15 protein-coding genes are annotated in these 15,433 nt (G+C 41.9%); 5 read left to right on the top strand and 10 right to left on the bottom strand.

Annotation, left to right across the window (positions count from 1 at the left end; all coding sequences use genetic code 11):
* Positions 1–3 precede the first annotated feature (3 nt).
* From P4V41_RS20040 to P4V41_RS20015, 6 genes are all read right to left on the bottom strand, one after another.
* Positions 4–978 carry a dipeptide ABC transporter ATP-binding protein gene (locus tag P4V41_RS20040; protein WP_328086909.1) on the bottom strand — a complete coding sequence of 325 codons (975 nt, stop codon included), beginning with the start codon at positions 976–978 and terminating at the stop codon, positions 4–6.
* Positions 950–1,957, bottom strand: a complete 1,008-nt coding sequence (locus P4V41_RS20035; RefSeq protein ID WP_328086955.1) for an ABC transporter ATP-binding protein — start codon at positions 1,955–1,957, stop codon at positions 950–952. The genes P4V41_RS20040 and P4V41_RS20035 overlap by 29 nt, the downstream gene beginning before the upstream one ends.
* A 9-nt stretch (positions 1,958–1,966) precedes the next feature.
* Positions 1,967–3,499 carry a glutathione ABC transporter substrate-binding protein gene (locus P4V41_RS20030; RefSeq protein ID WP_328086908.1) on the bottom strand — a complete coding sequence of 511 codons (1,533 nt, stop codon included), beginning with the start codon at positions 3,497–3,499 and terminating at the stop codon, positions 1,967–1,969.
* Positions 3,500–3,515: 16 nt separating this feature from the next.
* Positions 3,516–4,367 carry an ABC transporter permease gene (locus tag P4V41_RS20025; protein WP_328086953.1) on the bottom strand — a complete coding sequence of 284 codons (852 nt, stop codon included), beginning with the start codon at positions 4,365–4,367 and terminating at the stop codon, positions 3,516–3,518.
* A 63-nt stretch (positions 4,368–4,430) separates the two neighbouring features.
* Positions 4,431–5,372 (bottom strand): nickel ABC transporter permease, encoded by a 942-nt coding sequence (gene nikB / locus P4V41_RS20020; RefSeq protein ID WP_328086907.1) that lies wholly within the window; start codon positions 5,370–5,372, stop codon positions 4,431–4,433.
* A gap of 537 nt (positions 5,373–5,909) precedes the next feature.
* Entirely contained in the window at positions 5,910–6,359 is a 450-nt protein-coding gene (locus tag P4V41_RS20015; protein WP_191754264.1) for an Lrp/AsnC family transcriptional regulator, read from the bottom strand.
* Positions 6,360–6,637: 278 nt separating this feature from the next.
* On the opposite strand from P4V41_RS20015, the gene yhfH reads away from it, so the two are divergent.
* The 3 genes from yhfH (at position 6,638) to aceA (ending at position 10,034) form a co-directional block, all read left to right on the top strand.
* Entirely contained in the window at positions 6,638–6,769 is a 132-nt protein-coding gene (gene yhfH, locus P4V41_RS20010) for a protein YhfH (RefSeq protein ID WP_137791063.1), read from the top strand.
* 83 nt (positions 6,770–6,852) lie between these two features.
* The gene (gene aceB, locus P4V41_RS20005) at positions 6,853–8,442 is read left to right on the top strand and encodes a malate synthase A (protein ID WP_328086905.1); all 1,590 of its coding nucleotides are present in this window, start codon (positions 6,853–6,855) and stop codon (positions 8,440–8,442) included.
* A gap of 305 nt (positions 8,443–8,747) precedes the next feature.
* Positions 8,748–10,034, top strand: a complete 1,287-nt coding sequence (gene aceA, locus P4V41_RS20000) for an isocitrate lyase (protein WP_328086903.1) — start codon at positions 8,748–8,750, stop codon at positions 10,032–10,034.
* Positions 10,035–10,104: 70 nt separating this feature from the next.
* Here the strand turns inward: aceA and P4V41_RS19995 are convergent, their stop codons facing one another.
* A complete protein-coding gene (locus P4V41_RS19995; protein WP_328086901.1) occupies positions 10,105–10,551 on the bottom strand; it encodes a DUF2569 family protein in 447 nt (148 codons plus the stop codon).
* Positions 10,552–10,663: 112 nt separating this feature from the next.
* On the opposite strand from P4V41_RS19995, the gene P4V41_RS19990 reads away from it, so the two are divergent.
* On the top strand, positions 10,664–11,134 hold the full coding sequence (locus P4V41_RS19990) for a GNAT family N-acetyltransferase (RefSeq protein WP_328086900.1): 471 nt from the start codon (positions 10,664–10,666) through the stop codon (positions 11,132–11,134).
* Between the two features lie 42 nt (positions 11,135–11,176).
* Here P4V41_RS19990 and P4V41_RS19985 read toward each other — a convergent pair whose 3' ends face one another.
* From P4V41_RS19985 to P4V41_RS19975, 3 genes are all read right to left on the bottom strand, one after another.
* Positions 11,177–12,136: an ABC transporter permease gene (locus P4V41_RS19985; protein WP_328086898.1), complete on the bottom strand. Its 960-nt coding sequence runs from the start codon at positions 12,134–12,136 to the stop codon at positions 11,177–11,179.
* Positions 12,108–13,058, bottom strand: coding sequence for an ABC transporter ATP-binding protein (locus P4V41_RS19980; protein ID WP_328086897.1), 951 nt, complete (start codon positions 13,056–13,058; stop codon positions 12,108–12,110). The genes P4V41_RS19985 and P4V41_RS19980 overlap by 29 nt, the downstream gene beginning before the upstream one ends.
* A gap of 87 nt (positions 13,059–13,145) precedes the next feature.
* A complete protein-coding gene (locus P4V41_RS19975; RefSeq protein ID WP_328086896.1) occupies positions 13,146–14,078 on the bottom strand; it encodes a DMT family transporter in 933 nt (310 codons plus the stop codon).
* Between the two features lie 373 nt (positions 14,079–14,451).
* On the opposite strand from P4V41_RS19975, the gene P4V41_RS19970 reads away from it, so the two are divergent.
* Positions 14,452–15,372 carry a DMT family transporter gene (locus tag P4V41_RS19970; protein WP_328086895.1) on the top strand — a complete coding sequence of 307 codons (921 nt, stop codon included), beginning with the start codon at positions 14,452–14,454 and terminating at the stop codon, positions 15,370–15,372.
* Positions 15,373–15,433 lie beyond the last annotated feature (61 nt).

Here is a 15,433-nt window from a genome sequence, read left to right as displayed (position 1 = left end):
TTCTCACCTTTCGTGGCAGGCGATAAAATGACCTTCATCAATTTCGCGCCATGCGGGTTTTTCTGTTGAACATTTGCTTTGTGCGATAGGACAACGCGTATGGAACGGACATCCGGTTGGTGGATTAGAAGGACTAGGCAGATCGCCTTTTAACCGGGTACGTTCTCTCTTTCTCCCAACAGTCGGTCTTGGTATGGCAGACAACAAGGCTTCCGTGTATGGATGTGTCGGATTTTCGTACAGCTTATGAACAGGCGCGAGTTCCACCATCTGACCGAGGTACATAACGAGTACCCGATTGCAGAGGTGACGTACTACACCAAGGTCATGCGACACGAATAGATAGGTTAGGCCATGCTTTTCTTGGAGATCGCGTAAAAGTTTTATCACTTGTGCTTGAACGGAAACATCTAATGCGGACACAGGTTCATCGCACACGATAAAGGATGGATTGATCGAGATCGCACGGGCAATCCCGATTCTTTGACGCTGACCTCCGCTAAATTCGTGCGGATAGCGCTCATAGTGTTCTTCTTTTAAACCAACCTCGTTTAAAAGTTGAAGGACTCTTTCTCTTCGTTCTAATGAGGATAGATTTGTATGGATGATGAGCGCTTCTTCTAGAGCATCACCAATCCGCTGTTTTGGGTTAAGTGAGGCATACGGATCTTGAAAAATCATCTGCATCTCTTTTTTATAAGGTTTTAACTGTCTCGATGAATAGTTACTAATGTTATTCCCGTTAAAGACGAGTTCTCCTTCTGTCAGCGATTCAAGTCCAAGGATCGTTCTTCCGAGCGTCGATTTCCCACAGCCAGATTCACCAACAACACCCAGTGTCTCTCCTTTAAAAATATCAAGCGTGATTCCGTCAACTGCCTTAACATGGTTCTTTACCCGCTGCAGGATACCGCCTCTCACAGGAAAGTGCTTTTTTACATTTTTTACGCTATAAAGAACTTGCTCGTCTACCGCCATTCTGTTCGACCCCCTCTTCTTGCAGCCAGCATCTTACACTCTGTTTATCTGTAACGTGAAACGTTTTTGGAGATTGTTCCATACATCTATCAAAAGCATACGGACAGCGTGGATGAAAACGGCATCCCGAGATCTGCTCATTTAGCATCGGCATCGATCCCGCGATCGGCTTCAGATCAAATTCAGGATCATCAACATTTGGTACAGAAGCTAACAAGCCTTTTGTATAAGGATGCTGAGGATTTTCAAATATTTCTTCCACACGGCCTTCTTCAATTATTTCTCCTGCATACATCACGATCACTCGATCAGCAATCTCAGCGACAACTCCCATATCATGCGTGATCATAATCATGCTCATGTCGAGTTGTTCTTTTAAATCGTTCAGAAGGTCGATGATTTGAGCCTGAATGGTCACATCAAGTGCTGTTGTCGGTTCGTCAGCGATCAACAGAGACGGGTTGCATGATAGTGCGATCGCGATCATGACGCGCTGTCTCATCCCTCCGCTCAACTCATGCGGAAATTGATTCATCCGTTCGACAGGCGAAGGAATCCCAACCATCTTTAAGAGCTCAATTCCTCTCATATGTGCTTGTTTTTTTGATAGCTTCAAATGGATCATCAATGGTTCACGAATCTGAAAACCTACCGTAAATACTGGATTTAAAGCTGTCATCGGTTCCTGAAAAATCATAGATACTTCGTTTCCGCGCACCTTCTGCATCTGTTTTGGTGACATCTCGGCAAGATTTCTTTGATTAAAGAAGATCGAACCGTCTGCTATCATTCCATTTGATGGCAGAAGTCCCATGATGGAAAGAGCTGTGATACTTTTACCACAGCCCGATTCTCCAACGATACAGAGTGTTTCTCCTTTTTTCACCGAAAAAGAAGCGCCACGGACAGCCGGCAATGGACCGTCCGCTGATTTAAACGTTGTCACTAGATCTTTTACCTCTAAAACAGTCTCTTTCATCATCCATCCCTACTCTCTATAAACGCCGTATAATGACCACTGTCCTGTAGGTTCCATCTCAAAGCCTTTAACAGATTTATCGTAAGCGGCTGACGCGATGCCATGGTAGATCGGCAGAACCGGCAGCTGTGTCATCACATATTCATCTGCTTTTGTTAAGATTTCCTTACGCTGTTCTTGATCTACAACAGAACGAGATTGATCGATCAGCTTATCGAGCTCAGCATCTTTATAACGGCTTAAGTTTGTCGCATCAATGTTTGCAGAATGAAGTCGTGGAAACAATAATTCACTTCCATCTCCTGTAACGTTCGACCAGCCGGCAATCGTAATATCAAAGTCGCCTTTTTTCGAAACATCCAGGTAAGTACCCCACTCGATCGTCTCGATGTTTGCGTTTATCCCAGCTTCTTTTAACTGTGACTGAATGACTTCAGCCATGTTCATGTACTGACTCGTATTAGCAGCTAGAATTTTAATCTCTTTTTTATCAAACCCGTTATCTTTCACAAGTTTCTTCGCTTCTGCCTGATCAAATTTTGGTCCCTTATCACTGCTTTCGTTATGCCCAAAAACTTCTGGTCCGATAAAGCTGTTCGAGTAAACTCCGAGACCATTTAACTTTTTCAAGTATCCTTCACGATTAATCGCTTGAGAAACAGCTTGTCTGAACTTCAAGTCGTTCATCGGTGCTTTTTCCATGTTAAAAGCCAAGTAGTAAACAGGTGTTCCATCTTTCTTCTGGATATCAACGTTCTTAATTTTCTCTAGACGCGGCATCAGTTCAGGTGCCAGTCCATCGATCAACTGAACTTTTCCGGTCTGCAGCATAGAGATCGCGGTTGATACTTCAGGAACGACTGTAAACGTTAGCTTTTCGAGTTTGGCCGGCTTCTGCCAATAGTCCTTGTTCTTCACGAGTACGATGTCATCGCCGTTTACTTTTTCAGAGAACGTAAATGGCCCTGTCCCCACTGGATCTTTCATTAGATCCTGCTTTTGATCAGCTGTTGGAGATACGATGGCCGCATTTGAGTGCGTTAAAGCCGCAAGCATCGGTCCATATGGTTTCTCTGTTTTTAAAACAACCGTATGTTCGTCCTGAACTTCGATGGATGATACAGGTGCTAAAAGGGATGCACGTGGTGCTGCCGTCTTCGGATCTTTTAATTTATCAAATGTGTATTTAACAGATTCTGCGTTGAATGGAGTCCCATCGTGAAATTTTATATCCTTCTTTAACTTGATCACCCACGTATTTTCGTCTGGGTTCTCGTAAGATTCTGCAAGGTGTGGAACGATTGCGCCTTTATTATCTCGAACAAATAACGTTTCATAGATCTGTTCGATCACTGTAGATGAAACAGAATCATTTGTTAGGATTGGTGATAGACCAACCACTTTGGAAGTCGTGGCATAGGTTAGCTCTTGTTCAGCTTTCCCTGTACTTCCGCCTGATGAAGAATTGCTGCTGCAACCTACTAAAGCCAATGACAATACAAAAAGAACCGTTAGCAAACTAGCAAACCACTTTTTTCCCATTTGTCATATCCCCCTCTTATTTGTCTAAACTCATTCCTTGATCTAACGCGTCACGAAGCGCATCACCGACAACATTAAACGCAAACACAACTAGCATGATGGCGATACCTGGAATCACGATCATATGAGGCGATGTCCACATATACTCCTGTCCTGCAGCAATCATTGCACCCCATTCAGGCGTTGGTGGCTGTGCCCCTAAGCCTAGGAAGCTTAATGATGCTGTTGATAGGATTGCAGTTGCCATCCTCATAGTCGCAAAGACGATAATAGGTGCCATACAATTTGGCAGAACATGCCTGACCATGATACGTAGATCACTTGCTCCAAGTGATCGCATCGCGATAATGTACTCTTGCTTCTTAATGGAGAGAACACTTCCGCGGACGATACGCGCACATGTTGGAATCGACCAGATACTGATGGCAATTACGACGTTCACAAGGCTTGTCCCTAAGATTGCGATGATCAGCATAGCTAGCAGAATTCCAGGAAAAGCAAACATTAAGTCTACGAACCTCATAATGATGCCGTCGAGTCTTCTATAGTAACCAGATAGCAAACCTAGTACGACTCCGCCCACTAAACCAAGACTTACAGCACCGATCCCTACTAACAACGAGATTCTTGCACCATATACGATTCTGCTCCATATATCTCGTCCATAATTATCTGTTCCTAGCCAATGTCCTTCTGTTCCAATTGGCAGTTCACTCAGTTCCAAGTTCTGTTTGTTCGGATCCACTCCTACAATGACTGGAGCTGCAAGAGCCATAAACAGCTGAAGAGCAATGATGACAAGACCGACGATAGCCATCTTATTTTTAATGAGCCGCTTCCACGTTTTGAAAAGCGCAAACTCTTTCATTTTCTTATGTGACGGTAACTGCTGTGTTACTACTTCCGTTGACATGTTATCCCCCCTTCGCGTTTATTCGTAACTGATTCTTGGATCAATAAAGGCATATACGATATCGACAATCAAGTTCACTAAGACGAACAGTGTGGCTACAAGAAGAACAGATCCTTGAACCATCGGGAAATCACGAGCTGCAATAGACTCAATCATTAGCCTGCCAACCCCATTGATGGCAAAAACAGATTCTGTAATGATGGTACCTCCAAGTAAGAACCCGAAATTTAAGCCGATCACTGTAATGACTGGGATCATTGCGTTTCGAAGACAATGCATCATGATGACTGTTTTTTCACGGACACCTTTCGCTCTTGCCGTTCTTACATAATCTGCTCGGATCACTTCTAACATGGCCGATCGACTCATTCTAGCGATCATGGCGGCTGAGCCTGTCCCAAGAGTAATAGCAGGAAGTGCGAGTTGTTTCATTCCTTCGATGGTCCAGAATGGTTCGGTTAATCCTCCAACGGGAAACCATTGCAGGTTAACAGCGAAAATAAGGATTAATATGGCACCTAACCAAAAGTTAGGAATGGAGATTCCCCCAAGAGCAATAATGGTGCTCAGTCCGTCAAACCAGGTGTTATGCTTTAATGCTGATATGATTCCTGCAGTTACACCGATTACAATCGCAACAATAATACTTGCGATCGCCAGGTTCAGTGTGTTTGGAAAACGATCGATAATCGCTTCTGATACCGCTTGTTTTGTTTGATAAGAGAACCCTAAGTCACCTGCAAAAATGCCTTTTAAGTAATCGAAATATTGAGCGAGCAACGGCTCATTTAGCCCAAGATTTTCTCTGATCGCTTCAACGTCTTCTTTAGTCGCTGTTGGGCCGCCGATAATACTTGCCGGATCACCAGGCGCAATATGCATACTCATAAAAACAATGAATGAAATACCAATTAACAAGAGCACTAACTGAAAAACACGCCTTACAATCAAACCTGCCATTTTCTCTTCACCTCTCCCCTTTTTTCACTTTTTCGGTACAATTAAGTAGAAATGACCTCCGTTTGTTAACCAAAATTAAAATATTAACTAACAAACGTTTTATGTTGTTTCTGATTATAAAATATATTCAGAATATTTTCTATATAAAATCATAATTTGGTTCTTTATTCCCGTACCTATGTAAGTAGACATAAACTAATGCACTACTAAACGTTTTTGGGATAGGAGGATGAGCCTAGTTGATATAATTGTTTCACCGGAACAAAAAAAGAGGATTCAGTATGGATAGCTGTCCATTCGAATCCTCTTTGTATTCTTTATAGTTCGTTCTGTTCTAAAAAGATTGATGCTTTAAACTAATTGTCACCTTTGAAAACTGATTGGAGTGGAAGGTGAGAGACTCTACGGGACAGGCGGTCAGCTGAGACACTTAAGAGTGAAACGTACGAATGTGGCTCAGCGTCTGCCCCGTGGAAAGCGAGCAGCCTGGAACGGAAATCAACACTTTCAAAAGCAACAAAGTTTGCCAAAACAGCTTTATAGTTTTAGCCCTGAACGGCTCTTGAATCTTCTGAGTAGAATATGGGATTCTACTCTGGAAATTCCTTTGATGCCATACAGTTCATTATTGATAAACTTCTCTAACGAAGGAAAATCTTCTACCAATACGTGCATATGTAATGTACTTGGCCCTGTCATCTGGTAGCAGCTTGCGACACTTGGGTTATTCACGAGTTTCTCTGCTACTTTTACTAAATAGGCTGGTTCACAGTCCACTTCAAAGAAAGCTGAAACGGTCTTTCCTGCTGCCTCTGAGTCAATCACCACACTGAATTTTTCTATAACTCCCGCTTTTCTCATCTGATTAACACGTTCGCGAACAGATACACGTGAAAGGCTTAATTCCTTACCAATCTCTGCATAAGACATTCTGCCGTCTTGTGTTAGCAGCTCTAATATTTTTCGATCTGTATCATCTATTTTCAAATCAATCACCACACTTACTTTGAACGAATTCATTGTAAGCGTTATTTTCTCAAAATTCAAATAAGGGCTAAAAAACAATGGATCCATACTGTATTACAACAGTTTTAAAATATTTTACACACTCCCAAAAACCCAGTCATATCAAGGATAAATAGTTGGACAGATGACTCAATTTTACTAAAAATAAGAAAATGTTATAAAACAGGTGTTGCAAAAAATAAACTGTTATAATACAATGCATTATAATCAAATCAAAAACAAAACAGGAGGAATTTAAAATGAAAAATTACTTGGAGCTTCACCGTAATATCCCTAAGAAGACGTGTTCGGAGTGTGGTTGTGTAATCGAGGAACAACATGAATCTTATCTTTATGAGTGCGAGCGCTGCATGGGAAAACACGAGAGGTAAATTTTTTTACCTCTTCTGTTATATAACAATAATATTTTGACTACATCTGTTTAATAACATGTTCAGAAAGGACTGTGTAATAAGTGACGATTGAAACTACTAATCTTCAAGTATTAGGCGGCGTTACCCCGGCGTACGAAAAAATATTAACACCAGGTGCTATTCTTTTCTTAAAATCATTGCACCTTCACTTTAACAACACCCGCAAAGAACTTCTGAAACAACGTAAAGCTAGGCAAAGTGAAATTGATGCAAGGATCATGCCCACCTTTTTACCGGAAACCGAACATATCCGTAACAGTGATTGGACCATCTCACCGCTTCCCCAAGATCTTCAAGATCGACGAGTAGAAATTACAGGTCCTGTTGACCGCAAGATGGTGATCAACGCGCTTAACTCAGGAGCTAAGCTGTTCATGGCAGATCTTGAAGATTCTAACTCTCCTACTTGGGCGAACACGATTGATGGTCAGATCAACTTAAAGGATGCCGTTAACCGTTCCATTTCTTTTGATAATGGAAACGGAAGAACGTATACATTGAATGAAAAGATTGCCACGCTCATCGTACGTCCTCGCGGCTGGCATCTTGAAGAAAAACATATCGTTGTCGACAACGAACCGATGTCTGGTAGCTTAGTAGATTTTGGCCTTTATTTTTATCACAATGCAAAGACACTGATTGAAAAAAAATCTGGACCGTATTTCTATCTTCCTAAAATGGAAAGTCATAAAGAAGCTCGCCTTTGGAACGATGTGTTTATTTACGCCCAAGAACAACTTGGGATTCCAAGAGGTACGATTAAAGCAACTGTACTAATCGAGACGATCGTTGCCGCTTTTGAAATGGACGAAATTTTATACGAACTTCGTGAACATTCCGCGGGCGTAAACTGTGGCAGATGGGATTATATTTTCAGCTATATTAAGAAGTTTCGTAATCAGCCACACGTCATTCTTCCTGATCGCTCGCTCGTTACAATGACTGTTCCGTTCATGAGATCTTACTCTCTTTTGGCAATAAAAACGTGTCATAAACGAAACGCTCCTGCAATTGGTGGAATGGCTGCACAGATTCCAATTAAAAACAATGAAGCCGCGAATGCTGCTGCTTTTGAAAAAGTGCGTGCTGACAAAGAGCGCGAGGCTTCTGACGGTCATGACGGGACATGGGTTGCCCATCCGGGACTCGTGCCTGTTGCTATGGAAGTATTTGACCGAATCATGCCAACACCTAATCAGATCGATCGAAAACGTGAAGATGTAGTCGTAACGGCTGATGATTTAGTGGCTGTACCAGAAGGCGAAATCACAGAGGAAGGTTTGCGCGTCAACATTAGTGTCGGCATCCAATACATCGCTTCTTGGCTGAGAGGAAAAGGAGCTGCACCGATCAATCATCTCATGGAAGATGCTGCTACTGCAGAAATCTCACGAGCCCAAGTGTGGCAATGGATCCGACACCCGAAAGGCATTTTACGTGACGGCCGCAAAGTGACGTTCGAGCTGGTAGAGGAACTAAAATTACAGGAAGTTCAAAAGTTGAGACAAGGAATGAATGAGGCATCATTCAATTCTGGTCGTTTTATGGAAGCTGTTGCGTTGTTTGATGAGCTGATTCGCGATGATGAGTTTCAAGATTTCTTGACCAATCGAGGTTATGAGGTTTTGTAGTTATTGTCTTTGAAAGTAGTTAATTTCAGCTCTAATCAATCATTTTTTCTAAAAGAATAAAGCTTAATAGGCATCACTGAATAGTTAATCGGAGTGTAAGGTGGGAGACTCCTGGGGGATCAGCGGGACAGGTGAAACACCTAAGGACGCATAGCGTTGAGGTGGTTCACCGCACGCCCCCCGGAAAGCGAGCACCTGAAACGGAGATTAACCACCCACAAGAGCAACGTGAATTAACTTTACCTAACCCACTTTTTAACAACAATTTTAAAAACCTAAATTATAAAACTTAAGGAGAGAGATTAATGAATCAATCACGTGTGGAAAAATTACAGGATATGTGGCAAAACGAAGAGCGCTGGTCAGGAGTTCAGCGTCCTTATACAGCAGAAGAGGTTATTCGCTTACGCGGATCCATCGATATCGAGCATACACTTGCAAAAAAGGGTTCCGAAAAATTTTGGGATCTGCTTCAGAACGAAACATATGTAAACGCTTTAGGAGCACTAACGGGCAATCAGGCTGTTCAGCAAGCAAAGGCAGGTCTGAAAGCTGTATACTTAAGCGGTTGGCAGGTCGCAGCAGATGCCAACCTTTCTGGAAACATGTATCCTGACCAAAGTTTATATCCAGCAAACTCTGTGCCACACGTGGTAAAACGCATCAACTCTGCTCTTCAGCGCGCTGATCAGATTCAGCACATGGAAGGCGGAAACGAAGTCGATTACTTCCTTCCGATCGTTGCTGATGCAGAAGCTGGTTTTGGCGGACAACTGAACGTTTTCGAACTGATGAAGGGCATGATTGAGTCTGGAGCGTCGGCTGTTCACTTTGAAGATCAGTTATCTTCTGAGAAAAAGTGCGGACATCTAGGTGGAAAAGTACTATTGCCTACCATGACGGCTGTACGTAACTTAATCTCTGCTCGTCTGGCGGCAGATGTGATGGGCACGCCAACGATTCTAATCGCACGTACAGATGCTGATGCTGCAGATTTGATCACGAGTGACATCGATCCAGTCGACCGCGCTTTTATTACAGGTGAGCGAACAGCTGAAGGCTTTTACCGTACGAATGCCGGTCTCGACCAAGCGATCGCACGCGGTCTTGCGTATGCTCCTTATGCGGATCTGATCTGGTGTGAAACGAGTGAGCCGAACCTAGAGCAAGCGCAGCGTTTTGCCAATGCGATTCACGAGCAGTTCCCTGGTAAACTATTAGCTTACAACTGTTCTCCTTCTTTTAACTGGAAAAAGAAGCTGGACGATGCAACGATTGAAACGTTCCAGCAGCAGCTTGCAGCTATGGGCTATAAGTTCCAGTTCGTAACATTGGCTGGTTTCCACGCACTGAACCATAGCATGTTCGAACTAGCAAAAGGCTATAAAGCGAGAGGCATGGGTGCTTATTCTGAGCTTCAGCAAAGAGAGTTTGATAGTGAGATCGATGGCTATACAGCAACTCGCCACCAGCGTGAAGTAGGAACAGGGTATTTTGATGAAGTAACACAGCTTGTTTCGGGTGGCACAGCTTCAACAACGGCTCTAAAAGGATCTACTGAAGAAGACCAATTTCAATCACAGAAAGCGTAGAGATAGAGTTATTGGATAGGAGATATATAGAGAAAGGACAGGAGCCGATGCCCTTGTCCTTTTTTAGCATTTAATTTACAAATGTATTGTGAACGCGCCACGATTTCTTTGCATACGTTGACCAGATGAAAAACGCCAATAACGCAGAAGCTGAGTTTACAAACGGCGTTCCTGTACTTACTTCATCTACAAACAGAAGCAGAATATCCGTTAGAACCGCAAAGATTAAGGTGATCTGAAGCAAAAACACCCATGTCTTTACGAAAGCTTTCTTCTTCGTAAAAAATAAATAGAGAAGATATATATTCAATCCGATCAATCCCATATTAAAGATTAATTCTCCATATACAACGTACTTTAACAATAACGAATTAAATTTATAACCTTCGATCGCATCAAATCCCACTTGTACAGCATTTAGTTTAAACGGCAAAGCTAAAAGTAGTCCCGCTCCTACTAATAGCAGCCATCCTCCTAAACCTTTCAAATCTTCTTTTTGTTTTGGTTGTGTTTCCAATGTCCGTCTCCCTTTTGATGTATGTCTTTTATGCACTCATATTTTCCATGAAGGATAAAGTGACTCTATACGGAATATTATATCTAAAATTAATCATGTCAGGAGTCATGTTATGGAAATGATTAAAAAAGCTACTGTTTTTGATGCTGCTGAAATACTTGCGTTACAAAAAATGGCGTATGTGAGTGAGGCTGAATTATACGATAACTTTAATATCGAACCTCTTAAACAATCAGTTGCTGATGTGGAAGAAAGCATACGACTCAACCACGTTTTAAAATATGTATACAACGGTAACATTATTGGCTCTGTCAAAGCCCATGAAGCCGGAGGAACGTGTTATATAGGTAAGCTCATGGTCCATCCTGATTTTCAGAACAGAGGCATTGGAAGAAAGTTAGTAAAGGAAATTGAGCAATTGTTCGCTGGATATCGTTACGAATTATACACCGGCAGCAAGAGCTTTAAGAATATCTCTTTTTATGAAAAGCTAGGATACAAAGCGTTTAAAACACAAAAATTAGATTTTGAAGAAACTATCTTTGTTTTTATGGAGAAGCAAACTGCTTTGTTAAAAAAATAAAGAAAAGAGGCTGATAAAAAATTCAGCCTCTTTCTTCTTCTATTAAGCTTTCACATCGCGCTTTTGGAAAACTGTAAACGTAATCGCGAGCATGATCACCGTATATACCGCGAGCACACTAATGGAGAACGGCAGCGTTAAGTCCTTTACTAGCTGGTTCTGTCCATCAATCAGTACACTGAGATCCATGTTAGCGAACAACGTATAGATCACCCAGTCTTTTGTTGCGAGTAACATAACGATCGTGTTACCTGCAAACAACGTAAACATTGCAACACCAATCGCCACAGAGTTACTCATGAACAGCGTTGAAATCATGAATGACATAGCTACGAGCGCTGTTAGTTCAATAAATTCTACACCGATGTTGGCAAATACATACTCAACGATCAGCCTTTCTTTTACTTGCCCATCATCTGCTGTTATTAAGTAGGATTGATCCATGCCCCCGAATCCATAGGCAAGGCCACCGACAAGCCACGTTGCTACAATAACAACAAGCCACATAACAAACGCAAAAGCCAATGTTGCAACGAATTTAGATAAGAGAATCTTCCACCTGCTGTAAGGACGAATTAAGAGCATCTTGATCGTTCCTTTTGCAAATTCATTAGATACGATGTCACTAGCCACAACGATAACAAAGAGCCCAATGAGTGACGAGATAAATGCCATATCTTTCATAAACTGCCATGCTGTTGTTTCATATGGTGAAATGTCGTTAGCAATGGCATACTCATTTTGTTTAATAGCTGACTCAAGCGAATCAATATATATGGCGTTGTCATCATTCTTTTTTGCTTCATCCAGCGCTTTTTGGTCATCCTTAACCGTTTGCGTCAATTCTTGCTTCCAATTTTCGTTAACTTCAACATCTGTTGTTACTTTGTCATAAACAGCTATACCGATAATAATAACAATTGGAATGGCAAGGAAGATCCATGTGCGTGTACGGCTAAAGATTTTAATCCATTCATTCGTTAACAGGGACAGCCACTTCATTTAGATCTCCCCCTTTCTTTGTCATTTCTAAGAATCGCTCTTCAAGCGTCTTCGTTTTGCGTTGAATGCCTACGACTAGAACGCCCGCGAGAACAAGTTGTTTGTTCATTTCAGCAATAAATCGTACGTCTGCAGTTTGGACAATAAGTTCCTGTCCTGCCTCTGTTACATCCAGCTCTTCGTTTAAATTAAGAAGAACTTGTTTTGCCTGCGAAACGTCTCCTTCAATTTGGAAGTGAACCTTCACATCTGCTTCGTCATCCTGGTTTAGAATCTCATCGATACGCACCAGTTTTCCGTTTTGAATGATGGCTACACGGTCGCACATCATCTGCATCTCAGCAAGCATGTGTGAAGAAACGACAACAGAAGTTCCGTTGTTCGCAAGTAAGCGTAAATAGTTACGCAGATCATAAATCCCTTGTGGATCAAGTCCGTTTGTCGGCTCATCCAAAATTAACACGTTCGGCTTATGTAAAAGTGCCTGAGCTACACCCAGTCGCTGTCTCATACCAAGCGAGTATGTTTTCACTTTATCGTGAATCGCGTACTTCAGATCAACGAGTTCGATCACTTCGTCAATTCTTTCCTTCGTCACATCCGGCATGATCCTCGCATATTGCATGAGGTTTTTGTAGCCTGTCATATAATCGTACAGCTGCGGATTTTCAACGATCGCACCAACGCGTTCCATCGCTTTTTCAAAGTTACCGCGAACGTTGTCACCGTTGATCAAAACGTCTCCGTCCGTGATAGAGATCAGCCCAACAATCATTCGAATCGTTGTCGTCTTACCCGCCCCGTTCGGACCAAGAAGACCGAAAATCTCACCTTCTCTTACCGAAAACGAGAGATCATCCACAATGGTCTTGCCTTTGATCTTTTTCGTTAAGTTTTTAAGTTCTAACGTATGTGTTGTCATGCGCTCCCCAATTCCTCCTATCATAACTCTCTCTTTTCACACTGTAATACGAGTGAGAATAAAGAAAAGTTTCGTAAATTTTGTAAATTATTTACTTATGGCTTTGACGCTTCTATTTGCTTTTTGTTCTTGCTTTTCACTTTTATTAACGCGTGTTGAGATAAAAACACCGAGTATTACAAGTACTCCTCCAGCTCCTTGGTACCATGCGAGCGTTTCATGGATAAAAAGAACGGCAAAGATCGCAGCAAACACAGGAATCAAGTTCAAAAAGACTCCTGCTTTACTCGGCCCGACCCGCTCAACCGCTATATTCCAGGACATGAAAGCAACGATTGATGCAAAGATTCCGGTATAAAGGATGGTTGCAACAGTAGCAAATGACCATACAATTTCTTTAGTTTGCATCTCTACTAATGAAAACGGCAGCAAGATGATGATGCCAAGAAATGCCGTTACAATGAACGTGCTGTATGTCAGGAGAATTCCGGCATATCTTCGAATCAGTAGCGAATAGATGCTCCAGCAGATCACAGCTCCTATGACGATTAAGTCACCTTTATTAAACGACAAATGGAGTAACACTGTGATTGACCCTTTTGAGATAATAAATAGAAGTCCAGTGAGTGAAAGCAGGGCTCCTGCAATCTGTATCGTGTTAAGCTTCTCTTTGAGAAAAACAAACGACAATAAGAAAAGCAGAATCGGCGTTGATGTGTTAACGATGGATGCATTAATAGACGTCGTATAGTGCAAAGCGATGTACAAAAGCGTATTAAAGCCCGTGATTCCAGTGATCGATAAGATAAGGACGACTTGCCAGTGCTTTTTTAGCATCTGCCACTCTTTTCGTAAAAATGGTACGGCAAACGGAAGAAAAATGAGAAATGCCGTGCACCATCGTAAAAAAGAGAGTGTTACTGGCGGTAAACTGCTCGTAATGGCACGTCCAATCACAAAATTCCCGCCCCAAATTAAGTTCGCGATCACTAAAAGTACATACGGGTTAACTTTTTGCATGGTGAGGTTCACCTCTTTTTATGATATTAAGTCGATTTGCGCTTCAATAAGGTCGTTTTTAGAGTAGATTAAGTCTAATCAGCCAAGCATTAAGTCTAAACAGCTACCAATTAAGTCTAAAATAAAAAATAAAGGCGATTCGACAAACCTGCCCATAAAACGTCGCCTGCCAGACCCCCTAATCGACAGCTTCAAAATCATTTTCTCCCACTATAGCAGACTACCTTTTAAAGTAGATATGGTCATTTTGCCTCAATCTAAAATTTGTAAGCTTTTTTCCTGTAAATCCACTTCGAATGTTGTACAATGGAAATTAAAATCATTGAAATACTTTACTTTATGAAGTAAAAAGCAGAAGAAAGAAGATGACATAATGAAAGCGTATCGGACGTATGTGATTTTATTCCTGGTAATGGTGGTGTGGGGGTTAAACGTAACCGCGACAAAAATTTTGGTTACGAACTTTTTGCCAGTTACCATCACTGGAATTCGTGTTCTAACGGCGGGCTTAACCGTATTTCTGCTTCTCTCTATAATAAAAAAAGTTCGGTGGCTTACGAAAAAAGAGTTTTGGTATGTATTTCTCGCATCGATCTTTAACGTTGTTGCGCACCACTACTTTCTTTCTATCGGCTTAACCGAAACAACAGCCACAAACGGCGGGTTGATCATGGGAATGTCGCCGCTTCTAACGACCATTCTTGCCATTTCGTTTTTAGGAACACCTCTTACGCTCTTAAAATCAGTCGGACTTCTTCTTGGGTTCTCAGGCGTTGCGTTCATCGTTTTGGAAGGAAACAGTCAAGTAGCAGGGATCTCATTCGGTGATGGATACATTCTTTTATCCGTCCTTACGCAAGCTGTAAGCTTTATCCTCATCAAGCGTGTAGCGCACACGTTAGATCCGCGACTCATGACCGGCTATATGATGGTGATTGGTTCACTGTTCCTGATCGTGATCGGATTGATTGAAGAGCCACAAGGATTTGCTGGTGTTGTTGAGAATTCGACCGTTTCTCTATGGCTGATCTATTTCGCTTCAGCTTGTATTGCTACAGCAGTCGGCCATATGCTCTATAATGAGGCGATCGGTAAAATCGGAGCATCAGAAGCTTCAATCTTTATAAATTTGAATCCATTTTTCGCTCTTGTTGGTGCGTATATCTTTTTAGGTGAACAGATTTTGTTTCAGCACATCTTCGGATTCCTGCTCATTATCACAGGTGTCCTCTTAGGATCTGGTGCTGTTGAGGAGATACGGAACAGAAGATTGCGCAAAAAACATGCAGCTTAAAATAATCAATGAACATGAACATAAAAAACGACCAGATCTTTAATGATCTGAACCCAAAAAG

The organism is Fictibacillus nanhaiensis (genome assembly GCF_036213205.1).
Lineage (GTDB): Bacteria > Bacillota > Bacilli > Bacillales > Fictibacillaceae > Fictibacillus > Fictibacillus nanhaiensis_E.
Note: the sequence above shows the minus strand (reverse complement) of the source record. Positions and strands in the feature narration are given on the sequence as shown.